Origin of the sequence: Pseudomonas sp. B111, from assembly GCF_026428275.1 — a bacterium.
GTDB lineage: Bacteria > Pseudomonadota > Gammaproteobacteria > Pseudomonadales > Pseudomonadaceae > Pseudomonas > Pseudomonas aeruginosa.
The window spans coordinates 677,892-701,775 of sequence record NZ_CP097857.1 but is presented as its reverse complement, the minus strand read 5'-3'; the positions used below and the strand labels follow the sequence as shown (position 1 = coordinate 701,775).

Here is a 23,884-nt window from a genome sequence, read left to right as displayed (position 1 = left end):
AAGCTACAGGTTCAAGAGCGGACGATGCGCCTCGGCTGCGCCGAGAAACGTCGCCCGCCCCGCGCTCAGGCGCGGCGGTCGTCCCAGATACCCGGTTCGAGCTTCTGCTGGACTTCGGGGAACTGGCTGGCGTCGAAGGTCGGCAGCTTGCCGGCCTTGCGCTGGGCGTTGTAGTCCTTGGCCAGCTTGATCGCGAGGTTGGACAGTAGCAGGATGGCGATCAGGTTGGTGATCGCCATCAGGCCCATCGACACGTCGGCGAGGTTCCAGACGAACGGCAGCGAAGCCAGCGCGCCGAACATCACCATCGCCAGCACGATCAGGCGGAAGATCAACAGGCCCGCCAGGTGGTTGTGCTCGAGGAATACCAGGCAGTTCTCGGCATAGAAGTAGTTGGCGACGATCGAGGTGAAGGCGAAGAACAGGATGATCACCGCCAGGAAGTAGCGGCCCCAGTCGCCGACCTGGCTGGTCAGGGCATTCTGCACCAGCATGATGCCCTCGCCTTCCTGCGGTCCGGCCAGCAGGATGATGGCGGCGGAAGCGGTGCAGATCAGCAGGGTATCGATGAACACGCCGGCCATCTGCACGTAGCCCTGGGACGCCGGGTGCGGCGGATAGGGCGTGGCCGAGGCGGCGGCGTTGGGCGCCGAGCCCATGCCTGCTTCGTTGGAGAACAAGCCGCGCTTGAAGCCGTTGAGGATCGCCGCGCCGATGCCGCCGGCGGCGGCCTCGTGCCAGCCGAAGGCACTCTTCACCACCATCTCCAGGACGCCCGGCAGTTCGCTGAGATTGAACAGGATGATGCCCACCGCCAGCAGCAGGTAGGCCACCGCCATGAAGGGTACCGCCAGCTCGGAGAAGCGCGCGATGGAGCGCAGGCCGCCGAAGATGATCAACGCGGTGAGGATCACCACGGCGATGCCGCTGATCCAGGTCGGCACGCCGAAGGCGCCCTGCATGGCACCGGTGATGGTATTGGCCTGCACCGAGTTGAAGACGAAACCGAAGGCGATGATCAGGAAGATCGAGAACAGGATGCCCATCCAGCGCGCGCCCAGGCCCTTCTCCATGTAGTAGGCCGGGCCACCACGGAACTGGCCCTTGTCGTCGCGAATCTTGAACAACTGGGCCAGGGTCGCCTCGACGAAGCCGGTCGCCATCCCCACCAGGGCGATCGCCCACATCCAGAACACTGCGCCGGGACCGCCGAGCGTGATCGCTACCGCCACGCCGGCGACGTTGCCGGTACCGACCCGCGCCGCCAGAGAGGTGCAGAGCGCCTGGAACGAGGAGATTCCCGAGTCGTCCGACTGGCGGCTGCCCTTGAGCACGCTGAAGGTATGGCCGAAGTGGCGGAACTGGATCAATCCCAGGCGCACAGTGAAGTACAGGCCGCAACCGACCAGCAGCCAGATGAGGATCTTGCCCCAGATAAGGCCGTTGAGCAGGTCGACGACCTGAGTGGCGAATTCTTGCATGGATAACTCCCCTGTTCCGCTTATGGCGGATTGTTGTCAGCCGACCTCCCGGGTAGAAGGCCGCGTGTTTCGGACACACACGGAATGACGTGCGAGCCGAAGGAAATTTCGCTGTGAATGGTACCTGGCAGGAAGGGGCAGGACTTTCCGCTATTGACGCCGCTCACCGCTTGTCACCAGGCGACGGATACGGTCAGTCACGCGACATCCGCTCAATTATTGAACAGGGACATCCAGCAATTCGCGAACCGGAGCAAACGAGCGTCGATGGATCGGCGTCGGGCCGAGACGGGAAAGCGCCTCGAGATGGACAGCGGTCGGATAGCCCTTGTGCCCAGCCATGCCATAGCCCGGATAGACCCGGTCCAGCTCGACCATTTCCCGGTCGCGACTGACCTTGGCCAGGATCGACGCCGCGGCGATTGCCGGTACCTGGCTGTCGCCCTTGACCACCGGCGCGCTGGGCACCGCCAGTTTCGGACAGCGATTGCCGTCGATCAGGGCCAGCCGCGGAGTCACGCTGAGGCCTTCGACCGCGCGCTGCATGGCGAGCATGGTGGCATGCAGAATGTTCAGCCGGTCGATCTCCTCGACCTCGGCGCGGGCGATGCACCAGGCCAGGGCCTTCTCGCGGATCTCTTCGAACAGCGCCTCGCGACGAGCTTCGCTGAGCTTCTTCGAGTCGTTCAGGCCGAGGATCGGGCGGCTCGGGTCGAGAATCACCGCGGCGGTGACCACCGGACCGCACAACGGACCGCGACCAACCTCGTCGACGCCCGCGACCAGATCCTCCACCAGATTGAAATCCAGGCCCAGTTGCATCAGCGGCGCTCCACCAGTTGCAGGACGGCTTCCGCCGCCTGTGCCGAAGCATCCTGGCGCAAGGCCCGATGGATGGCATCGAAGAATTCCACCTGCTGCGAGCCGTCGTCCAGCAGCGGCGAGAGGGTTGCGGCCAGCGCTTGCGGGGTGGCGGCGTCCTGGATCAGTTCCGGCACCAACAGGCGCCCGGCCAGCAGGTTCGGCAGGGAGATGTAAGGGCTTTTCACCAGGCGCTTGAGAATCCGGTACGTCAGCCCGGCGACCCGATAAGCCACCACCATGGGCCGCTTGTAGAGCAGCGCCTCGAGGGTCGCGGTACCGGAGGCGATCAGCACCGCATCGCAGGCGGCAAGCGCTTCATGGGAAGCGCCGTCGAGCAGCGTCAGCGGCAGAGGCTCGCGGCCCTGGAGCATCTGCTCGATCTGTTCGCGCCGTGCAGCGCTGGCGCAGGGCAGCACGAAACGCAGGCCCGGCCGTTCGACGAGCAGGCGCTGGGCGGTGTCGAGGAACAAGGCGCCGAGCTTGCCGACCTCGCCGCCGCGACTGCCCGGCATCAGCGCCACCACCTGTCCGTCCGCCGGCAATCCGAGCCGCGCGCGGGCCGCAGCGCGATCCGCCTGCAGGGGAATGGTGTTGGCCAGGGGGTGGCCGACGAAACGCACGGGCACCCCATGCTCTTCGTAGAAACGTGCTTCGAAGGGGAACAATGCCAGCATCAGGTCGCAGGCCTCGCGAATCTTCAGCACCCGCTTCTGCCGCCAGGCCCACACCGAAGGGCTGACGTAATGCACGGTGCGCAGGCCAGCCTGGCGCAGCCTGTGCTCGACGCCGAGGGTGAAGTCGGGAGCGTCGATGCCGATCATCACATCCGGCCGGGCCTCGATGAGCGTGCGGATCAGGCGCTTGCGCCGTCGCAACAACTCCGGCAGCCTGCCCAGCACTTCGACCAGGCCCATCACCGACAGGCGCTCCATGGGGAAATAGCTGGACAGCCCTTCGGCCTCCATGCGCGGCCCACCGACGCCGATGAACTCGATATCCGGGTGCCGCGCCCGCAGCGCCTGCATCAGTCCGGACCCGAGGATGTCGCCGGAGGCCTCGCCGGCGACCAGGGCTACGCGTAATCCGTCAGCCATGGCTCAGCGGGTGATGCCGCGGGTTGCGCTCTGGATGGAATCACGGAACACCGCGACCTCGGGGAACTGGGCAGCGCTTTCGGCCAGCTCGGCCAGGGCTTCCTCGACGGTATGTCCCTGGCGATAGACCACCTTGTAGGCACGCCGCAGGGCATGGATGGCCTCGCTGCTGAAGCCGCGCCGACGCATGCCTTCGAAGTTCATGCTGCGGGCTTCGGCCGGGTTGCCGAAGACCGTCACGTAGGCCGGGACGTCCTTGCCGATGGCGCTGCCCATGCCGGAAAAGCTGTGCGCGCCGATCCGGCAGTACTGGTGCACCAGGGTGTAGCCGGACAGGATCGCCCAGTCGTCCACGTGGACATGCCCGGCCAGCGCCGTGTTGTTCACCAGGATGCAATGGTTGCCGATCACGCTGTCATGGCCGATGTGCGCATAGGCCATGATCAGGTTGTGGTCGCCAATGGTGGTTTCCGCGCGATCCTGGACGGTTCCGCGATGGATGGTCACGCCTTCGCGGATCACGTTGTGGTCACCGATCACCAGGCGCGTCGGCTCGCCCTTGTATTTCAGGTCGGGAGTGTCCTCGCCGACGCTGGAAAACTGGTAGATGCGGTTGTGCTTGCCGATCTTCGTGGGGCCCTTGAGCACCACGTGCGGACCGATCACCGTCCCTTCACCGATCTCCACTTCCGCCCCGACGATGGACCACGGGCCCACCTGGACGTCAGCCGCCAGCCTGGCGCTCGGATCGATGATGGCGCGAGGATCGATCAAACTCATAGTTTGCGTTCCGCACAGATGATTTCAGCCGAGCATACCGGCTTGTCGTCGACGGTAGCGTGGCAGTCGAATTTCCAGATGCTGCGCTTCACGCTGATGAACTTGGCGTGCAGTTGCAACTGGTCGCCCGGCAGGACCGGCTGGCGGAAGCGCAGCTTGTCCGAACCGACGAAGTAGTAAAGGGTGCCGTCGGCGGGCTTCACGTCGAGCATCTTGAAACCGAGGATACCGGCCGCCTGGGCCATCGCCTCGATGATCAGCACGCCCGGCATGATCGGGTGCTCGGGGAAATGTCCGTTGAAGAACGGCTCATTGATACTGACATTCTTGTAGGCGCGAATGCGCTTGCCCTCGATGTCCAGCTCTACCACCCGATCCACCAGCAGGAAAGGATAGCGATGAGGCAGGTATTCGCGAATCTCGTTGATGTCCATCATGTTAGGGGGAGCCTGTTCAGAAAAGGGTGACGCAAAAAACGTCAATTACGCATCAGATGAAGCGTCACCGCTTGAGGTCACGGCAGCCAGGCGTTTTTCCAGCTGCTGAAGTCGACGCGCCATGTCGTCCAGTTGACGAATGCGCGCGGCGCTTTTTTTCCATTCGGCCGCCGGTTGCATGGCGGTACCGGAGGAATACGATCCCGGCTCGGTGATCGAGCGGGTCACCATGGTCATGCCGGTCACGAAAACGTTGTCGCAGATCTCGATATGGCCGACCAGGCCAACGCCGCCGGCGAGCATGCAATGCCTGCCGATCTTGGCGCTGCCGGAAATGCCGACGCAAGCGGCCATGGCGGTATGATCGCCGATCTGCACGTTGTGCGCGATCATGATCTGGTTGTCCAGCTTCACACCGTTGCCGATCAGCGTATCGGACAGTGCTCCACGGTCGATGGTGGTGTTCGCGCCGATCTCGACGTCGTCACCGATGGTCACCCCGCCGATCTGGGCGATCTTCTGCCAGACGCCCTTCTCGTTGGCGAAACCGAAACCTTCGCCGCCGATCACCGCGCCCGACTGGATACTCACCCGCGCGCCGATGGTGACGTCGTGGTAGAGCGTGACCCGCGGCGCCAGCCAGCCGCCTTCGCCGATCACGCTACGGGCGCCGATTACGCAGTGCGCGCCGATGCTGACGCCAGCGCCGATGCGGGCGCCACTCTCGATCACCGCATAGGCGCCGACACTGGCGCTCGGATCGACCTCGGCGTCCGCCGCGACGATGGCGGTGGGATGGATACCGGCGGCCGCCTTCGGCTTGCGATCGAACAGGTGCGATAGGCTGGCATAGGCCAGGTAGGGGTTGGCCACCACCAGCGCGGTACCGGCGAACCCGTCGGCGTCGGCAGCCGTCAGCAGGACGGCGCCGGCACGGCTTTCGGGCAGGTACTTGCGATACTGCGGGTTGGCCAGGAAGCTCAGCTGAGCCGGTCCGGCCTCCTGCAAGGTCGCCAGGCCCTGGATCGGCAGGTCCGCGTCGCCACGGAGTTCCGCGCCGACATGCGCGGCCAGCTGGCCCAGGGTGTAGGACAAGGTGCTCATCATCAACGCAGCTGGTTCATCCGCTCGATCACCTGGCGGGTGATGTCGTATTGCGGCTTGACGTCGACCACGGCGCCACGCTCGATGACCATGTCGTAGCCGCCTTTCTTGATGGTTTCCTCGACGGCCTGGTCCAGCTTCGGCTTGAGCTTCTTCAACATGTCGCGGTCGGCGGCGGCCTTCGACTCGTTCAGTTCCTTGGACTGGAACTGGAAGTCACGGGCCTTCTGCTTGAAGTCCAGCTCGGCCTTCTCGCGGTCGCCCTGGGACATCTTGCTGCCGTTGGAAACCAGCTTGTCCTGCAGCGCCTTGGCGTCGCGTTCGAGGTTCTTCAGCTTGTTCAGCTGGGGGCCGAACTTCTTCTCGGCATCCACGGCGTATTGCTTGGCGGCATCGGACTCGAGCAGCGCCATCTGGTAGTTGAGCACCGCGATCTTCATTTCAGCGAACGCCGAAGGAGCCGCCATGATGGCTGCGGTGATCAGGACGAACTGGGTGAACTTACGCACGATGCACTCCTGCACAAAGCATGGTTTCGTTACTCGGTACTACGTACAAATCAGAAGGTCTGGCCCAGGGAGAACTGGAAGACCTGGGTTTCCGCGTTGTCCGGCTTCTTGATCGGCGTCGCCAGGCTGAAGCTCAGCGGGCCCAGCGCGGTGATCCAGGTCAGGCCGACGCCCACGGAACTGGCGAGGTTGTCGGTCTTGATGCCGTCGCAGTTCTGAGTGGTCTTGGTCGGGCAATCGGTATCGAAGGTGCTACCCACGTCCCAGAACAGCACGGTACGCAACTGGCGCTGGTCCTTGACGAACGGTAGCGGGAACAGCAGCTCGGCGCCGCCGGTGATCAGGATGTTACCACCGAAGGCTTCGGGATCCTGGTCTGGATCCCTGACGGTTCCAGGTCGACCACCTTCCGCCTCTCCACGGCTCGGAGTACTACGAGGCCCCAGCGTGCTGTCCTTGAAGCCCCGCACCGAGTTGAAGCCGCCGGCGTAGTAGTTCTCGTAGAACGGCAGGCGCTCGGTGGATCCGTAGCCGTCGCCATAGCCCAACTCGGTGTGGAAGCGCATGGTGTAGTTGTCGGTCAGCGGGGCGAAGACCTGCCCGCGGTAGTCGATCTTGTAGAACGACAGGTCGCTGCCCGGCAGGGTGGTTTCCAGGGTCAGGCTCTGCGAGTGACCACGGGTGGCCAGCACGCCCTTGTTCAGGGTCGATTCGGACCAGCCGATGGAAGCCTTGAAGTTGGTGAAGTTGTCGCCTTCCTTGTCGAGGAAGTCGTAGATCTCGTCCACGGTGTAGCGGCCGGTGTCGATCTGGTCGCGCTGCACGCTCAGGCCATAGGTCAGGCGCGAGGTCTCGCTGATCGGGTAGCCGATGCTCATGCCGGCGCCCAGGCTGTTCACCGAGTAGCTGGCGACGTCGACGTCGAGCTCGTCGTAGTCGGTCTTCCGATAGAAGGCGTTGTAGCCGAGGCTGACGCCGTCGACGGTCCAGTAGGGGTCGACGAAGCCGAAGTTGTAGCGGGTCTGGTATTCGCTGCGGGTCAGGCCGATGCTGACCTTGTTGCCGGTACCCAGGAAGTTGTTCTGGCTGATCGAGCCACCGAGGATCAGGCCGGCGCTCTGGGCGAAGCCGACGCTGGCGGTGATCGAGCCGGACGGTTGCTCTTCGACGCTGTAGTTGACGTCGACCTGGTCGTCGGTGCCGGGAACCGCCGGGGTCTCGACGTTGACTTCCTTGAAGTAGCCGAGGCGCTCCAGACGGGCCTTGGACTGGTCGATCAGGTAGGTGGAGGCCCAGCCGCCTTCCATCTGGCGCATTTCGCGGCGCAGCACTTCGTCTTCGGTCTTGGTGTTGCCGCGGAAGTTGATGCGGTTGACGTAGGCACGCTTGCCCGGGTCAACGACGAAGGTCACCGAGACGGTCTTGTCGTCGTCATGGGCTTCCGGCACGCCGTTGACGTTGGCGAAGGTGTAGCCCTCGTTGCCCAGGCGACGGGTGATCAGGTCGGAGGTGGTGGTCATCACCTTGCGCGAGAACACCTGGCCCTTCTGTACCAGCAGCAGGCGCTTCACTTCCTCTTCCGGCACCTTCAGGTCGCCGGTCAGCTTCACGTCGCGGATGGTGTACTTCTCACCCTCGTTGATGTTGACGGTGATGTAGACGTGCTTCTTGTCCGGGGTGATGGATACCTGGGTGGAGGCGATATCCATGTTGATGTAGCCGCGGTCCAGGTAATAGGAGCGCAGGCGCTCGAGGTCGCCGGAGAGCTTTTCGCGGGCGTACTTGTCGTCGTTCTTGAAGAACGACAGCCAGTTGGTGGTCTTCAGTTCGAACAGGTCGGTCAGGTCTTCTTCGGAGAAGACGGTGTTGCCCACCACGTTGATGTGGGAAATCGCGGCGACCGTGCCTTCGTTGATGTTGATCTTCAGCGCGACGCGGTTGCGCGGCTGCGGGATCACTTCCGCGTTGATCTCGGCCGAGTAGCGGCCCTGGGCCACGTACTGGCGTTGCAGCTCGTTGCGCACGCCTTCGAGGGTGGCGCGCTGGAAGATCTCGCCCTCGGCCAGGCCGGACTGTTTCAGGCCCTTGAGCAGGTCTTCCTTGGAAATCGCCTTGTTGCCCTCGATCTCGATGCTGGAGATCGACGGGCGCTCGACTACAGTGACTACCAGCACGTTGCCATCGCGGCCGAGCTGGATGTCCTGGAAGAAACCGGTCTTGAACAGGGAGCGGGTGGCCTGGACCAGGGCCTGGTCGTCGATGGTCTCGCCGACGTTCAGCGGCAGGGCGGCGAACACGCTACCGGCGGACACGCGCTGCAGGCCATTGACCCGGATATCGGAAACAGTGAAGGACTCGGCGTGAACCTCGGCGATCATCAGCGCTGACAGCAGCGCGGGTAGCAGAAAGCGTTTCATGGAGTCCTTTTTTTCCAACTGACAAATAGAGAATCTGCCGCAAAGGGCGGCAGATTCGAATTCAACATGACTACAGACGACTCAGATCGTTGACCAGAGCGAGCAACATCACGCCAACGACCAGACTGATGCCGATCTGCATCCCCCAAGCCTGTACCCGTTCGGATAATGGGCGCCCGCGCACCCACTCAACCAGATAGAACAGCAGATGCCCGCCATCGAGGACAGGGATCGGCAGCAGGTTGAGAACCCCCAAGCTAATGCTCAGATAGGCCAGGAAATTGAGAAAATCCCCCACGCCAGACTGGGCTGAAGCGCCCGCCACTTTAGCAATGGTTATCGGCCCGCTCAAGTTTTTTACCGAGAGCTCGCCGAGCAACATTTTCTTTATGGAGTCGAGCGTTAGCAGGCTCATGGTCCAGGTTCGGGAAAGCGCCTGACCCACCGCCTCCAGCGGTCCGTAGCTCACTTCGCGGAGCATTTCCGCCGGCCATTCGGTACCGGCGACCCCCGCCCCCATGTAGCCGCTCCGGGCCTTGCCCTCGCCGCGCACCGCCAGCTCCAGGGCAACATTTCGCACTTCGCCGTCGCGCAGCACCTTGAGCTGGACGCGCTGCCCGGGACGGGCACGGACGCTATCCACCACCTGCTGCCAGTCGTCGACGGCGATGCCATCGATGCTCTGCAAACGGTCGCCGAGCTTCAGCCCGGCGGCCTGCGCCGGCCCCTTGGGGTCGAGTTCGGCCAGCACCGGCGGCAAGGCCGGCCGCCAGGGCCGGATGCCCAGCGAGGCGATGGGATCGGGATTGTCCTCGCCCTTCAGCCAGCCATCCAGACGCACCTGGTGGGTGGAATCGACATTCGAGCCCTTTTCCTGCACCCGCACTTCCAGCGTACCGCTCTCGCCGAGACGGCGAACCAGCTGCAGGTTGACCCCGCTCCAGCCGGTGACGGGCTCGCCGTCCACCGCCAGCAGTTCCTGTCCGGCCTCCAGGCCGGCCTGGGCGGCCAGGCTCTCCGGCGCCACGGAACCGATGACCGGGCGCACCTGCTGACTACCGAGCAGGGCGACGACCCAGAAGAACAGAATCGCCAGTAGGAAATTGGCGATGGGACCAGCCGCGACGATGGCGATCCGCTGACGGACCGTCTTGCGATTGAAGGACTGTTCGAGCAGATGGGCCGGTACTTCCGCCTCGCGCTCGTCGAGCATCTTGACGTAGCCGCCCAGCGGAATGGCCGCCACCACGAACTCGGTGCCGTGCCGGTCGTGCCAGCGCACCAGCGGCGTGCCGAAGCCGACGGAGAAGCGCAGGACCTTCACCCCGCAGCGTCGCGCGACCCAGAAGTGGCCGAATTCGTGGAACGTCACCAGCACGCCCAGGGCCACCAGGGTACCGACGATCATGTAAAGCGCACTCATCTCCTACCTCCAGGCCGTCCGAAGACTAGCCGGCGTGTCGGGTCAACCATTGCCCGGCGACCGAACGGGCGCGGCGATCGGCGGCCAGGACCTGATCGAGCGATTCGACTGCGGTCACCGCCTCGCGGTTCAGCACGTCCTCGATGATAACCGCGATGTCGCTGAAGCGGATGCGCCGCTCGAGAAATGCGGCCACGGCCACCTCGTTCGCGGCATTCAGCATGGCCGGGGCGCTGCCGCCGGTTTCCGCGGCCTGGCTCGCCAGGCGCAGGCAGGGGAAGCGCTGCTCGTCGGGGCGCTGGAAATCCAGGCGACCGACGGCGAACATGTCCAGCGGCGAAACGCCGGAATCGATTCGCTCCGGCCAGGCCATGGCATAGGAAATCGGCGTGCGCATGTCCGGATTGCCGAGCTGGGCGATCACCGAGCCGTCGACGTAGTCCACCATCGAGTGGATCACGCTCTGCGGGTGGATCACCACCTCGACCTGGCTCGGCTGGGCGTCGAACAGCCAGCACGCCTCGATCAGTTCGAGCCCCTTGTTCATCATGCTGGCGGAATCGACGGAAATCTTCCGCCCCATCGACCAGTTCGGGTGCGCACAAGCCTGCTCCGGCGTCACCGAAGCGAGTTGCTCCAGCGGCGTCTCGCGGAACGGGCCGCCGGAGGCGGTCAAGAGGATCCGGCGCACGCCGACCCGCTCCAGGCCATCGGCATAATTGCGCGGCAGCGACTGGAAGATCGCGTTGTGCTCGCTGTCGATCGGCAGGAGCACCGCGCCGCTGCGCTTGACCGCCTGCATGAACAGCGCGCCGGACATCACCAGCGCTTCCTTGTTGGCCAGCAGTACGCGCTTGCCGGCCTCGACGGCCGCCAGGGTCGACGGCAGCCCGGCGGCGCCGACGATGGCCGCCATTACCATGTCCACTTCGGGCGCGCTGGCCACTTCGCACAACGCCTGCTCGCCGAACAGCACCCGGGTGCGGATACCCGCCGCGGCGAGCGAGCCCTGCAAGGCGATCGCCGCGGCCTGCTCCGGCACCACCGCATAGACGGGGCGGTGCCTGAGGCACAGCGCCTCGAGTTCGGCCAGGCGGCTGAAGCCGGTCAGGGCGAAGGCTTCGTAACGATCGGGATGACGCTGGACGACGTCCAGGGTGCTCAGGCCGATCGAGCCGGTCGCGCCGAGCACGCTGATCCGCTGCGGTCGACTCATGGCGCACCCCAGCCGGCGGCCCAGAGCAGGGCCGCGAATACCGGGATGGCTGCCGTCAGGCTGTCGATGCGATCCAGCACGCCACCGTGGCCGGGCAGCAGGTTGCTGCTGTCCTTGATTCCGGACTGGCGCTTGAACATGCTTTCGGTGAGGTCGCCAACGATCGAGACGAACACCACCAGCGCCGCGCCGAGCAGGGCCAGGAGCAGCGCGCCGAGGGACCAGTCGCGGTAGAGACCGACCGCCAGGGTGATCGCCAGGCTGGCCGCCAGGCCGCCGTAAACGCCTTCCCAGCTCTTGCCGGGGCTGACCCGCGGCGCCAGCTTGCGCTTGCCGAAGGCCTTGCCGGAGAAGTAGGCGCCGATATCCGCGCCCCAGACCAGCACCATCACGGCGATGATCAGGCCATTGGCCAGCGGCCACTGCTTGAGCAGGACCAGCCCCTGCCAGGCCGGCAACAGGATCAGCAGGCCCATGCCCAGGCGGCGCCAGCGTCCGCCCCAGTAGCCGACGCTTTCCGGGTAGGTGAGCACCAGCACGGTGGCCAGCGTCCACCAGACCAACGCCAGCAGCAGCACGGCTCCGGCAAGCTGCGGCAGATGGTAGAGAGCGACCATCAGCACGGCGACCGTCGCCGCGTAGGCAACGCGGCCGAACTGCTGTTCATAGCCGGCCAGGCGTGCCCATTCCCAGGCCCCCAGGCTCACCACCGCGCCGATGAACAGGGCGAAGAACGCCCCTTCGAGAAGGAAAAAACCACCCAGCGCGATGGGCAGGAGCACCAGCGCCGTGATGATCCGTTGTTTCAGCATGACGGACGGGCCTCGGCCTCGACTTGCTCGCTGGTCTTGCCGAAGCGGCGCTGGCGCTTGGAGAAATCCGCCAGGGCAGCCCGCATCGCCGCGTGCTTGAAGTCGGGCCAGAACAGGTCGGAGAAATACAGCTCGGCATAGGCCAGCTGCCAGAGGAGGAAATTGCTGATGCGATGCTCGCCGCCGGTGCGGATGCACAGGTCGGGCAGCGGCTGGTCGCCGGTCACCAGGCAACCCTGGAGCAGCTCGGCGGAGATATCGTCCGCCGCCAGGTGCCCGCCCTGGACCTCGCGCGCCAGGCGCTGTGCGGCCTGGACGATGTCCCACTGGCCGCCGTAGTTGGCGGCGACCTGGAGGAGGAAACGGGTATTGCCGGCAGTGGCGGCTTCCGCTTCGCGCATGGCCGCCTGCAACTCCGGATGGAAACGCGTGCGATCGCCGATGATGCGCAGGCGGATGCCGTTCTCGTCGAGCTTGCGCACCTCGCGGCGCAGGGCCACGAGAAACAGCTCCATCAGCGCGCTGACTTCGTCCGCCGGACGCTGCCAGTTCTCGCTGGAGAACGCGAACAGGGTGAGGACCTCGACCCCTGCCTCGGCGCAGACCTCGATCACCGCCCTGACGGCATCGACACCGGCCTTGTGGCCGGCGACGCCGGGCAGAAGACGCTTCTTCGCCCAGCGATTGTTACCGTCCATGATAATGGCCACGTGGCGTGGCACGCACACATCCTTCCGGGTCTTTTCCATGACGTCAGCCCGGCCTCAGACAGCCATGAGGTCCGCTTCTTTGGCTTCCAGTGCCTTCTCGATCTCACCGATGAACTTGTCGGTCAGCTTCTGCACGTCGTCGCCGGCGCGGCGCTCTTCGTCCTCGCTGATTTCCTTTTCCTTCTGCAGGTCCTTCAACTGGGCCAGCGCATCGCGACGGATGTTGCGCACGGAAACCCGCGCCTGCTCAGCCTCGGCACGCGCCTGCTTGGTGTAGCCCTTGCGGGTCTCCTCGGTCAGGGCCGGCATCGGTACGCGGATGGTGGTGCCGGCGGTGGCCGGGTTGAGCCCCAGGTCGGAGGTCATGATGGCCTTCTCGACCGCCTGGATCATGCTCTTGTCGAACACGGCCAGAGCCAGGGTACGGGAGTCTTCCACGGTGACGTTGGCGACCTGGCGCAGCGGCGTATCGGCCCCGTAATAGGAAACCATCACGCTATCCAGGATGCTCGGATGCGCGCGACCGGTACGAATCTTCGCGAAGGCATGGCCCAGCGCTTCCAGGGTCTTGCCCATGCGCTCCTGCGCTTCCTTCTTGATCTCGTTGATCATTCTCAACCCTCCTCGATCAGGGTGCCTTCGGCACCACCAACAACAATATTCAGCAATGCGCCCGGCTTGTTCATGTTGAACACCCGCAGCGGCATGTTCTGGTCACGGCACAGGCAGATGGCGGTCAGGTCCATCACGCCGAGCTTGCGGTCGAGCACTTCATCATAGGTCAGGCGCTCGAACTTCTCGGCATTCGGGTCCTTGAACGGGTCGGCAGTGTACACGCCATCGACCTTGGTAGCCTTAAGGACCACGTCGGCGTCGATCTCGATGGCGCGCAGGCAAGCCGCCGAGTCGGTGGTGAAGAACGGGTTGCCGGTACCGGCGGAGAAGATCACCACCTCGCCACCGCCGAGGTGGCGCATGGCCTTGCGGCGGTCGTAGTGGTCGGTCACACCGACCATGGAGATCGCCGACATCACCAGCGCGGGGATGTTCGAGCGCTCCAGCGCATCGCGCATCGCCAGGCCGTTCATCACGGTGGCCAGCATCCCCATGTGGTCGCCGGTCACCCGGTCCATGCCGGCCGCGGACAGCGCCGCGCCGCGGAACAGATTGCCGCCGCCGATGACCAGGCCGACCTGCACGCCGATCCCGACCAACTGGCCGATTTCCAGCGCCATGCGGTCCAGCACCTTGGGATCGATGCCGAACTCCTCCGAGCCCATCAGGGCTTCGCCGCTCAACTTTAGAAGAATGCGTTTATAGCGAGGTTGACGAGCGCTCAGTTGCTGAGCCATGACCTTTTCTCCTGCGGCGATAAAAATACGTGACGGCCGGGCCGTCGTGGGCGGAGACGACTTTGCGCCTGCGTTGCGTGCGAGCCCACCGAGCGGGCCGGCAACGCGGAAGCTGCCCCGAACGCTTCCCCATTTGACGAAGAGGCCGCACGCATCAGCGGGCAGCCTCTTCCGGGGCGACAGTCGAAACCGTCTTTGTTACTGCTTGGTGGCGGCTACTTGAGCGGCAACTTCGGCAGCGAAGTCCACTTCGGCCTTCTCGATGCCTTCGCCCACTTCGTAACGAACGAAGGAAACGATTTCGGCGCCGGCCTGCTTGGCCAGGTCGCCGACCTTCACTTCCGGGTTCTTCACGAAAGGCTGCTCGACCAGGCTCGCTTCGGCGAGGAACTTGCTGATGCGGCCCTTGACCATGTTCTCGACGATGTTCTCCGGCTTGCCGGCGATCTTGTCGGCGTTCAGCGCCAGGAAGATTTCCTTCTCTTTCGCGATCGCTTCTTCGGAAACTTCCGAAGCGCTCAGGAACTGCGGGTTGCTGGCAGCGACATGCATGGCGATGTCCTTGGCCAGTTCCGGGTTGCCGCCTTTCAGGTTGACCACGACACCGATGCGGTGGCCGTGCAGGTAGGCGCCGACCACATCGCCCTCGACGCGGGTCAGGCGGCGGATGTTGACGTTCTCGCCGGTCTTGGCGACCAGGGCCAGACGAGCTTCCTCACGCGCTTCGACCAGCGGAGCGGCGTCGGTCAGCTTCTCGTTGAAGGCCTTTTCCAGGCTCTCGGCGACGAAGCCCTTGAAGTCGTCCTGGAGGGCCAGGAAGTCGGTCTGGGAGTTGACTTCGATGATCACGGCGGCCTTGTTGTCGGCAGCGATCTTGACGGCGATCGAGCCTTCGGCGGCAATGTTGCCGGCCTTCTTGGCAGCCTTGATCGCACCGGCAGCGCGCATGTCGTCGATGGCCTTCTCGATGTCGCCGCCAGCGGCGGTCAGCGCCTTCTTGCACTCCATCATGCCCAAGCCGGTACGCTCGCGCAGTTCTTTAACCATGGCTGCAGTAATTTCTGCCATTTCGAAATCCTCTTGAGTGGTAGCTCTCAAAAAACCTTTGTGCCCGGCCTGCCGGGCAGAAACTCAAAGGTGGCAAAAAGGGGGCCTAGCCCCCTTCCTGCGCACCGTCGGACGTCTGAACGTCCCGGAATCAGCCTTCGGCGGATTCGGCCGGCGCTTCCTCGACGAACTCGTCGGCGCTGGTGGCAGCGCCCTGCTTGCCGCGGATTACCGCTTCGGCCATCGAGTTCAGGTAGAGTTGCACGGCGCGGATGGCATCATCGTTACCGGGAATTACATAGTCGACGCCTTCCGGGCTGCTGTTGGTATCGACAACGCCGATGACCGGGATGCCCAGCTTGTTGGCTTCGGTGATGGCGATGCGCTCGTGGTCGACGTCGATCACGAACAGAGCGTCCGGCAGGCCGCCCATGTCCTTGATGCCGCCCAGGCTGCGCTCGAGCTTCTCGAGGTCACGGCTGCGCATCAGGGCTTCTTTCTTGGTCAGCTTGTCGAAGGTGCCGTCCTGGGACTGGGTTTCCAGGTCGCGCAGGCGCTTGATCGACTGACGGATGGTCTTGTAGTTGGTGAGCATGCCGCCCAGCCAGCGATGGTCGACGTACGGCATGCCGCAACGAGCGGCTTCCTCGCGAACGATCTTGCCGGCGGAACGCTTGGTGCCGACGAACAGGATCTTGTTCTTGCCAGCGGCCAGGCGCTCAACGAAGGTCAGGGCCTCGTTGAACATCGGCAGGGTCTTTTCGAGGTTGATGATATGGATCTTGTTGCGCGCGCCGAAAATGAACTTGCCCATTTTCGGGTTCCAGTAACGGGTCTGGTGGCCGAAGTGCACACCGGCCTTCAGCATATCGCGCATGTTGACTTGGGACATGATAGTTCCTCGATAAGTCGGGTTAGGCCTCCACGCATCCCAATGACCAACCCTTGCGGGCACCCAGGCCATCGTGTCGATGCATGTGTGGGTTTGTGCTCCGGAAAAGGCCGCAGCCTCGGAGCGGGGCGCTTTATACCATAACCGTGGACGCAGTGAAACCCGCCGCGGATGGCCGGGCGGGAGTAGATCGGTCGGTCAGGTCTGCTAGAATCGCGTATTCCTTATTATTCATGCGTGCTTGCACGCCCGAAGAGAATTCACATGACCGTCACCATCAAGACGCCGGACGATATCGAGAAGATGCGCATCGCCGGCCGCCTGGCCGCCGAAGTGCTGGAAATGATCGGCGAACACATCAAGCCCGGCGTGACCACCGAGGAGCTGGATCGCATCTGCCACGACTATATCGTCAACGAGCAGAAGGCGATTCCCGCCCCGCTGAACTACAAGGGCTTTCCCAAGTCGATCTGCACCTCGATCAACCATGTGGTCTGCCATGGCATCCCCAACGAGAAGCCGCTGAAGGAAGGCGACATCCTCAACGTCGACATCACCGTCATCAAGGACGGCTACCACGGCGACACCAGCAAGATGTTCCTGGTCGGCAAGACCCCGGAATGGGCCGACCGCCTCTGCCAGATCACCCAGGAATGCATGTACAAGGGCATTTCCGTGGTGCGTCCGGGCGCGCACCTGGGCGATATCGGCGAAATCATCCAGAAGCACGCGGAAAAGAACGGCTTCTCGGTGGTCCGCGAATACTGCGGCCATGGCATCGGCAAGGTGTTCCACGAGGAGCCGCAGGTCCTCCACTACGGTCGTGCGGGTACCGGCATCGAGCTGAAGGAAGGCATGATCTTCACCATCGAGCCGATGATCAACCAGGGCCGCCCGGAGACCCGCCTGCTCGGCGACGGCTGGACCGCGATCACCAAGGACCGCAAGCTGTCCGCGCAATGGGAGCACACCGTGCTGGTCACCGCCGATGGCTACGAGATCCTCACCCTGCGCAACGACGAAACCTTCCCGCGCACCTCGGCAGCCTGATCCGGCCCGGCTTTTGCTGCCAGCCGTGCGCCTCGACGCCCCGTCCCATTCCGGCGGGGCCGACGCCCCGATTCGGCGCAGCGCGCGCACCAATACAGCGCAAAAACGCACCAGGACGGGGCGCTCGCGTATCGAACCCAACCGCTAGCAGATAAAGGAAGGCCGCATGCCGCAGGTGGATCCCGAATTGTTCGATCGCGGGCAGTTCCAGGCGGAACTGGCCTTGAAGTCCAGCCCGATCGCCGCCTTCAAGAAGGCCATCCGGCAATTCCGCGAAGTGCTCGACAACCGTTTCAACAGCGGCCGCGACATCCGCCGCCTGATCGAAGATCGCGCCTGGTGCGTCGACCAGATCCTGCAACAGGCCTGGCAGCGCTTCGACTGGGGAGACGACGCCGACATCGCCCTGGTCGCCGTGGGCGGCTACGGCCGCGGCGAACTCCACCCCTACTCCGACGTCGACCTGCTGATCCTCCTCGACAGCGAGGACCAGGAGAGCTTCCGCGAACCGATCGAAGGCTTCCTCACCCTGCTCTGGGACATCGGCCTGGAAGTCGGCCAGAGCGTGCGCTCGGTGCAGCAGTGCGCGGAGGAAGCACGCGCCGACCTGACGGTGATCACCACCCTCATGGAGTGCCGCACCATCTGCGGCCCTGACAGCCTGCGCCAGCGCATGCTGCAGGTTACCGGCAGCGCGCACATGTGGCCGAGCAAGGAGTTCTTCCTGGCCAAACGCCACGAACAGCAGCGCCGCCACGCCAAGTACAACGACACCGAGTACAACCTCGAGCCCAACGTCAAGGGCTCCCCCGGCGGCCTGCGCGACATCCAGACCATCCTCTGGATGGCCCGCCGCCAGTTCGGCAGCCTCAACCTGCACGCCCTGGTGCGCGAAGGCTTCCTGGTGGAAAGCGAGTGCAGCATGCTGGCTTCCAGCCAGGAGTTCCTCTGGCGGGTCCGCTATGCCCTGCACATGCTCGCCGGGCGCGCCGAGGATCGCCTGCTGTTCGATCACCAGCGCAGCATCGCCCGTCTGTTCGGCTACGAAGACAACGACGTCAAGCTGGCGGTCGAACGCTTCATGCAGAAGTACTACCGGGTGGTGATGGCGATCTCCGAGCTGAACGACCTGATCATCCAGCACTTCGAGGAAGTCATCCTGCCCTGCGAGCAGCCGGTGCAGATCCAACCGCTGAACAGTCGCTTCCAGTTGCGCGACGGCTACATCGAGGTGACGCACCCGAACGTCTTCAAGCGCACCCCGTTCGCCCTCCTGGAAATCTTCGTGCTGATGGCACAGCACCCGGAAATCAAGGGCGTGCGCGCCGACACCATTCGCCTGCTGCGCGACAGCCGACACCTGATCGACGACGAGTTCCGCCACGACATCCGCAACACCAGCCTGTTCATCGAGCTGTTCAAGAGCAGCCAGGGTATCCACCGCAACCTGCGGCGGATGAACCGCTACGGCATCCTCGGCCGCTACCTGCCGGAGTTCGGCCATATCATCGGGCAGATGCAGCACGACCTGTTCCATATCTATACGGTGGACGCCCACACCCTCAACCTGATCAAGCACCTGCGCAAGCTGAATCGGCCGGAGATGGCCGAGAAATATCCGCTGGCGAGCAAGATCATCGATCGTCTGCCCAAGCCGGAACTGATCTACATCGCTGGCCTCTACCACGACATCGCCAAGGGCCGTGGCGGCGACCACTCGGAACTCGGTGCGGTGGACGCCGAGGCCTTCTGCCAGAGCCACCAGTTGCCGCTCTGGGACACCCAACTGGTGTCCTGGCTGGTGCAGAACCACCTGGTGATGTCGACCACCGCGCAACGCAAGGACCTCTCCGACCCGCAGGTGATCTTCGATTTCGCCCAACTGGTCGGCGACCAGACCCACCTCGACTACCTGTACGTGCTCACCGTGGCCGACATCAACGCCACCAACCCGACGCTCTGGAACTCCTGGCGCGCCAGCCTGCTCCGGCAGCTCTACACCGAGACCAAGCGCGCCCTGCGCCGCGGCCTGGAGAACCCGGTGGACCGCGAGGAGCAGATCCGCCAGACGCAGACCGCGGCCCTCGACCAACTGGTACGCAACGGCATCGACCAGGACGATGCCGAGCAGTTATGGAGCCAGCTCGGCGACGACTACTTCCTGCGCCACACCGCCGGCGACGTGGCCTGGCACACCGAGGCGATCCTCCAGCACCCGGACGACGGCACGCCGCTGGTGCTGATAAAGGAAACCACCCAGCGCGAGTTCGAGAGCGGTTCGCAGATCTTCATCTACGCCGCCGACCAGCACGATTTCTTCGCGGTCACCGTGGCCGCCATGGACCAGCTCAACCTGAGCATCCAGGACGCGCGGATCATCACCTCCACCAGCCAGTTCACCCTCGATACCTATATCGTGCTCGACGCCGACGGCGACTCCATCGGCAACAACCCGGAGCGCATCGCCGAGATCCGCGAGGGGCTTATCGACGCATTGAAGAACCCCGACGACTACCCAACCATCATCCAGCGCCGGGTGCCGCGCCAGCTCAAGCACTTCGCCTTCGCCCCGCAGGTGACCATCTCCACCGACGCGCTGCGCCAGGTCTCGGTGCTCGAAGTCATCGCCCCCGACCGCCCCGGCCTGCTGGCGCGGATCGGCGGCATCTTCCTGGATTTCGACCTGTCGGTGCAGAACGCCAAGATCGCCACCCTCGGCGAGCGCGTGGAGGACGTCTTCTACATCACCGATGCGCGCAACCAGCCGCTCGCCGACCCCGACCTGTGCAAACGCCTGCAGGCCGCCCTGGTCGAGCAGCTGTCACAAGACAACGGACGGGACACCCTGCCTACCCGGATAAACTTCTGAGAAGCCTTGCCAACGCCATGAATACCGCACTCGACAACCTGCAGCCCTACCCCTTCGAGAAGCTCCGCGCCCTGCTCGGCGGCGCCCGGCCGCCCGCGACGCTGAAGCCGATCGCACTGTCCATCGGCGAGCCCAAGCACCGCTCGCCGAGCTTCGTCGCCGAAACCCTGGCGGAGAACCTGGACCAGCTTGCGGTCTACCCGACCACCCTCGGCCTGCCGGCCCTGCGCGAAGCCATCGCGCGCTGGTGCGAGCGGCGCTTCTCGGTACCGGCCGGCTGGCTGGATGCGGCGCGCCACGTACTGCCGGTGAACGGTACCCGCGAGGCGCTGTTCGCCTTCACCCAGACCGTGGTCCGCCGCAGCGAGCCCGGCGAGGCGCCCGGCCTGGTGGTCAGCCCGAACCCGTTCTACCAGATCTACGAAGGCGCGGCGCTGCTCGCCGGAGCCGTGCCGCACTACCTGCCCTGCCGCGAGGAAAACGGCTTCAACCCCGATTTCGACGCGGTCGACGAGGCGACCTGGCAGCGCTGCCAGATTCTCTTCCTCTGCTCGCCGGGCAACCCCACCGGGGCCCTGGTACCGCTGGAGACCCTGAAGAAGCTGATCGCCCTGGCCGACCGCTACGACTTCGTGATCGCCGCCGACGAGTGCTACAGCGAACTCTACTTCGACGAAAACGCCCCGCCGCCCGGCCTGCTCAACGCTTGCGCCGAGCTGGGCCGCACGGACTTCAGCCGCTGCGTGGTGTTCCACAGCCTGTCCAAGCGCTCCAACCTGCCCGGCCTGCGCTCGGGCTTCGTCGCCGGCGACGCGGAGATCCTGAAGAAATTCCTCCTCTACCGCACCTACCACGGCTGCGCCATGCCGGTGCAGACCCAGTTGGCGAGCATCGCCGCCTGGAACGACGAGGTCCATGTGCGCGCCAACCGCAGCCTCTACCGCGAGAAATTCGACGCCGTGCTGGCGATCCTCGACGGCGTGCTCGACGTACAGCGCCCGGACGGCAGTTTCTACCTGTGGGCACGCACCCCGGTGGACGACACCGTATTCACCCGCGAACTGTTCGAGCAGCAGCACGTGACGGTGGTGCCGGGTTCCTACCTGTCGCGCGAGGTGGACGGCGAGAACCCCGGCGCCAACCGCGTGCGCATGGCCCTGGTGGCACCACTGGCCGAGTGCGTCGAAGCCGCCGAGCGCATCCGCGACTACCTGCGGGCGCGCTGAAGCCTGCGCGGAGAAACGAAAAGGGATCGCCGCGGCGATCCCTTTTCGTTCACACCCAGCGGGCGAAGCGATTGGTCAGCCAGCTTTCCTGCTGGTCCAGCTCGCGCAGGATATCGCCCAGTGTCTCGTCGTCGATCTCGTTGTTACGCCGCTGCCGGTACAGTTCCAGGCGCTGCGCGCGCAACGCCTTCAGGCGCAAGGCCTTGTCGGCGATCTCCAGGGCTTGGGCCTGGTCGCGGGCCTCATCGGTGGTCGGTGCGGTATCCAGCGACTGGCGGTATTCAGCCATGATCTGCGCACGCGCCTCGGCGACCCGCGAAGTATTCGCCGCATCGTTGCCTTCCACCTGCGGCAGTTCCTCGCTCTCCAGGGCCCGGATCGCCGCCTCCGCGGTCTTGCGCCAGGCCTCGCGCCGCTCGCGCTCGTGGGCGCCATTGTTGCTCGCCGGCAGCCCGCGCAGCAGCAGCGGCAGGCCGATGGTCGCGCCGATCAGGGAAATCAGGATCACGCTGGTGGCGATGAAGATGATCAGGTCGCGCTGCGGGAAGGCGCTGCCATCCATCAGGCTCATCGGTACCGACAGCACCGCCGCCAGGGTCACCGCACCACGCACGCCGCTCAATGCACTGAGGGCGGAGAGACGGCGCAGGGAGATGCCGCTCAGCCCGGGCGGGCTCTTGCCGCGCCAGCGGTCGATGCGCAGCGACAGCTTCCAGTAGCCATAGACCCAGCCGTAGCGGATCAGCATCAGCACGGCGGTGATCGCCGCCACATAGGCCAGCAGCAGCGAGGAACGCCAGAGCAGGTCGCCGTGGTGGTTGGCCACCGACTTCATGATGTCCGGCAACTGCAGGCCGAGCAGCAGGAACACCACGCCGTTGAAGGCGAACTCCAGCATCGACCAGACGCTGCGGTTGAGCAGGCGCGTGGAAGTCTGCCGCGGCAGCAGGTCGACCCAGCTCTGCATCATGCCGGCCGCCACCGCCGAGAGAATCCCGGAGACGCCCAGGTGTTCCGCCACCATGTAGGAGGCGAACGGCAGCAACAGCATCAGTACCACGTGGGTCGCCGGGTCGTCCCAGCCACGGGAGATCATCCAGGCGCGGATGCGGCCCAGCGACCAGCTGAGGAACACCCCGATGGCCAGGCCGCCGACCGCGACCAGGAGGAAGTTGAGGCTGGCGTCTACCAGCGAGAACACGCCGGTCATCGCCGCGGCGATGGCGAACTTGAATGCCACCAGGCCAGAGGCATCGTTCATCAGCGCCTCGCCCTCCAGCAGGTGCATCAGGCGCTTGGGCAGCCGCCCCTGGGTGATCGCCGAGACCGCCAGGGCGTCCGTGGGCGACAGCACGGCGGCGAGGGCGAAGGAAGCCGCCAGGGGAATTTCCGGGATCAGCAGATGGATGAAATAGCCGGCGCCGACCACGGTGAAAAACACCAGGCCGAACGCCATCATCAGGATCGGCCAGCGCATCCGCCAGACTTCCCGCTTGGGAATGCGCCAGCCGTCGACGAACAGCAGCGGCGGAATGAACAGGAAGAGGAACAGTTCCGGGTCGAGGGCAATGTGCAGCCCGAGGGACGGCAAGGCCAGCAGGGCCCCGGCGGCGATCTGGATCAGCGGTAGCGGCAAGGGCAGCAACTGGGCGGCCAGGCGGGTGGCGCCGACGACCAGCAGCAGGGTCAGAACGGTGTACACGGTTTGCATGAGGGCGGGGATCTCCGGCTTCGTCCCTGGACGATGCGACTGCGCCGATTGCACCATCGCGATCGGTAGGCAGCTATCCGACATTCGCACAATCCGTACGGTCTTTCCTAGCCCCGCCGCTCTACCCCGCGCGTCCGCCCCCTCCGCGGCGACGACCGGGGCGCCCGGCCAAGGTTCCCGCACTAGTACATCCGAGCTATTTCATAGCGGTGCGAGACGCTCCTACACTCCCCTTCAGTCCAGGCCCGCCGCAGCGTCGGCCAGGACGACGCCCCGAAGGAGTACGGGGTGCAGCGCCCACTCAGACAAAGGAATGCCGCCATGACAAGCAAGGGACTTACTTCCGCACTGCTGCTCGCCTCGATGTTCGCCGCCACCTCCGGCTGCCTCCAGCAGAACGCACTGACCCAGGGCTACCGCACCACCCAGCCCGGGCAACCCGGTCAGGCCCAGGTCGCCTCCGCCAACACCCCTTGCACCCCCAGCGCCACCAATGACCTGATCGCTACCGGTCGCAGCCTGCTGGACATCACCACCAACCTGATCAAGACCCGCAACCAGATGAGCGACGGCGGCAGCATCATGCGCGACGTCGACGACGTGCAGAAGGTCGGCAAGGGCCATGCCGTGCTGGACAGCGTCGAGAGCATGACCGGCGGTCCGCAGCAGCCCTGCGGCTAAGCGCACCACGACGATTCATCCCGGACAGCGAGCCCCCGCACGCTGTTCTCCCCCTGAGCCTCGCCTACCCGGCGGGGCTTTTTTTGTCCTGCGCCAAACAGCCGCCGCCCCGCATCAAGGAACTCGCCCATCACCCGGCCATGCAGACCAGGCCGCTTCGAGTCCCGTTCGTCACCTGTGCAAGGCGTCTGGAACGCGGCTATTGTCCG

21 protein-coding genes are annotated in these 23,884 nt (G+C 64.8%); 4 read left to right on the top strand and 17 right to left on the bottom strand.

What is annotated here, in order from left to right:
* Nucleotides 1-65 precede the first annotated feature (65 nt).
* The 16 genes from M6E97_RS03250 to rpsB all read right to left on the bottom strand — a co-directional run bounded on the left by M6E97_RS03250 (nt 66) and on the right by rpsB (nt 16,138).
* Nucleotides 66-1,481 (bottom strand): alanine/glycine:cation symporter family protein, encoded by a 1,416-nt coding sequence (locus M6E97_RS03250; RefSeq protein WP_003138024.1) that lies wholly within the window; start codon nt 1,479-1,481, stop codon nt 66-68.
* 216 nt (nt 1,482-1,697) lie between these two features.
* Complete coding sequence (gene rnhB, locus M6E97_RS03245; protein ID WP_003092371.1) at nt 1,698-2,303, bottom strand: ribonuclease HII; 606 nt, start codon at nt 2,301-2,303, stop codon at nt 1,698-1,700.
* Nucleotides 2,303-3,439, bottom strand: a complete 1,137-nt coding sequence (lpxB, locus tag M6E97_RS03240) for a lipid-A-disaccharide synthase (protein ID WP_003092372.1) — start codon at nt 3,437-3,439, stop codon at nt 2,303-2,305. Before lpxB ends, rnhB begins: the two co-directional genes overlap by 1 nt.
* 3 nt (nt 3,440-3,442) lie before the next feature.
* Nucleotides 3,443-4,219 carry an acyl-ACP--UDP-N-acetylglucosamine O-acyltransferase gene (lpxA, locus tag M6E97_RS03235; RefSeq protein ID WP_003092373.1) on the bottom strand — a complete coding sequence of 259 codons (777 nt, stop codon included), beginning with the start codon at nt 4,217-4,219 and terminating at the stop codon, nt 3,443-3,445.
* A complete protein-coding gene (gene fabZ, locus M6E97_RS03230; RefSeq protein WP_003092375.1) occupies nt 4,216-4,656 on the bottom strand; it encodes a 3-hydroxyacyl-ACP dehydratase FabZ in 441 nt (146 codons plus the stop codon). The genes lpxA and fabZ overlap by 4 nt, the downstream gene beginning before the upstream one ends.
* Before the next feature lie 45 nt (nt 4,657-4,701).
* A complete protein-coding gene (lpxD, locus tag M6E97_RS03225) occupies nt 4,702-5,763 on the bottom strand; it encodes a UDP-3-O-(3-hydroxymyristoyl)glucosamine N-acyltransferase (RefSeq protein ID WP_003117487.1) in 1,062 nt (353 codons plus the stop codon).
* Complete coding sequence (locus M6E97_RS03220; protein WP_003098586.1) at nt 5,763-6,269, bottom strand: OmpH family outer membrane protein; 507 nt, start codon at nt 6,267-6,269, stop codon at nt 5,763-5,765. Before M6E97_RS03220 ends, lpxD begins: the two co-directional genes overlap by 1 nt.
* Nucleotides 6,270-6,319: 50 nt before the next feature.
* The gene (gene bamA, locus M6E97_RS03215; RefSeq protein ID WP_003129941.1) at nt 6,320-8,686 is read right to left on the bottom strand and encodes an outer membrane protein assembly factor BamA; all 2,367 of its coding nucleotides are present in this window, start codon (nt 8,684-8,686) and stop codon (nt 6,320-6,322) included.
* A gap of 70 nt (nt 8,687-8,756) precedes the next feature.
* On the bottom strand, nt 8,757-10,109 hold the full coding sequence (gene rseP / locus M6E97_RS03210) for a sigma E protease regulator RseP (protein WP_003129940.1): 1,353 nt from the start codon (nt 10,107-10,109) through the stop codon (nt 8,757-8,759).
* A gap of 25 nt (nt 10,110-10,134) precedes the next feature.
* Nucleotides 10,135-11,325 carry a 1-deoxy-D-xylulose-5-phosphate reductoisomerase gene (ispC, locus tag M6E97_RS03205; protein ID WP_003109337.1) on the bottom strand — a complete coding sequence of 397 codons (1,191 nt, stop codon included), beginning with the start codon at nt 11,323-11,325 and terminating at the stop codon, nt 10,135-10,137.
* On the bottom strand, nt 11,322-12,137 hold the full coding sequence (gene cdsA, locus M6E97_RS03200; RefSeq protein ID WP_023099294.1) for a phosphatidate cytidylyltransferase: 816 nt from the start codon (nt 12,135-12,137) through the stop codon (nt 11,322-11,324). Before cdsA ends, ispC begins: the two co-directional genes overlap by 4 nt.
* Nucleotides 12,131-12,886: a polyprenyl diphosphate synthase gene (uppS, locus tag M6E97_RS03195; protein WP_003113863.1), complete on the bottom strand. Its 756-nt coding sequence runs from the start codon at nt 12,884-12,886 to the stop codon at nt 12,131-12,133. The genes cdsA and uppS overlap by 7 nt, the downstream gene beginning before the upstream one ends.
* Before the next feature lie 15 nt (nt 12,887-12,901).
* Entirely contained in the window at nt 12,902-13,459 is a 558-nt protein-coding gene (gene frr, locus M6E97_RS03190) for a ribosome recycling factor (RefSeq protein ID WP_003092390.1), read from the bottom strand.
* 2 nt (nt 13,460-13,461) lie between these two features.
* Nucleotides 13,462-14,199 (bottom strand): UMP kinase, encoded by a 738-nt coding sequence (pyrH, locus tag M6E97_RS03185; RefSeq protein ID WP_003092391.1) that lies wholly within the window; start codon nt 14,197-14,199, stop codon nt 13,462-13,464.
* A gap of 198 nt (nt 14,200-14,397) precedes the next feature.
* The gene (gene tsf, locus M6E97_RS03180) at nt 14,398-15,267 is read right to left on the bottom strand and encodes a translation elongation factor Ts (protein ID WP_003092393.1); all 870 of its coding nucleotides are present in this window, start codon (nt 15,265-15,267) and stop codon (nt 14,398-14,400) included.
* A 130-nt stretch (nt 15,268-15,397) separates the two neighbouring features.
* On the bottom strand, nt 15,398-16,138 hold the full coding sequence (gene rpsB, locus M6E97_RS03175) for a 30S ribosomal protein S2 (protein WP_003092394.1): 741 nt from the start codon (nt 16,136-16,138) through the stop codon (nt 15,398-15,400).
* Between the two features lie 264 nt (nt 16,139-16,402).
* On the opposite strand from rpsB, the gene map reads away from it, so the two are divergent.
* The 3 genes from map (at nt 16,403) to dapC (ending at nt 21,283) form a co-directional block, all read left to right on the top strand.
* Nucleotides 16,403-17,188, top strand: a complete 786-nt coding sequence (map, locus tag M6E97_RS03170; RefSeq protein WP_003092395.1) for a type I methionyl aminopeptidase — start codon at nt 16,403-16,405, stop codon at nt 17,186-17,188.
* Between the two features lie 166 nt (nt 17,189-17,354).
* Nucleotides 17,355-20,057, top strand: coding sequence for a [protein-PII] uridylyltransferase (locus M6E97_RS03165; RefSeq protein ID WP_003113862.1), 2,703 nt, complete (start codon nt 17,355-17,357; stop codon nt 20,055-20,057).
* Nucleotides 20,058-20,074: 17 nt separating this feature from the next.
* Entirely contained in the window at nt 20,075-21,283 is a 1,209-nt protein-coding gene (gene dapC / locus M6E97_RS03160; RefSeq protein ID WP_003092403.1) for a succinyldiaminopimelate transaminase, read from the top strand.
* Between the two features lie 49 nt (nt 21,284-21,332).
* Here the strand turns inward: dapC and M6E97_RS03155 are convergent, their stop codons facing one another.
* On the bottom strand, nt 21,333-23,078 hold the full coding sequence (locus M6E97_RS03155) for a Na+/H+ antiporter (RefSeq protein ID WP_003109341.1): 1,746 nt from the start codon (nt 23,076-23,078) through the stop codon (nt 21,333-21,335).
* 237 nt (nt 23,079-23,315) lie between these two features.
* Here M6E97_RS03155 and M6E97_RS03150 point away from each other — a divergent pair, with 237 nt between their 5' ends.
* Complete coding sequence (locus tag M6E97_RS03150) at nt 23,316-23,675, top strand: hypothetical protein (protein ID WP_003092416.1); 360 nt, start codon at nt 23,316-23,318, stop codon at nt 23,673-23,675.
* Nucleotides 23,676-23,884: the final 209 nt, after the last annotated feature.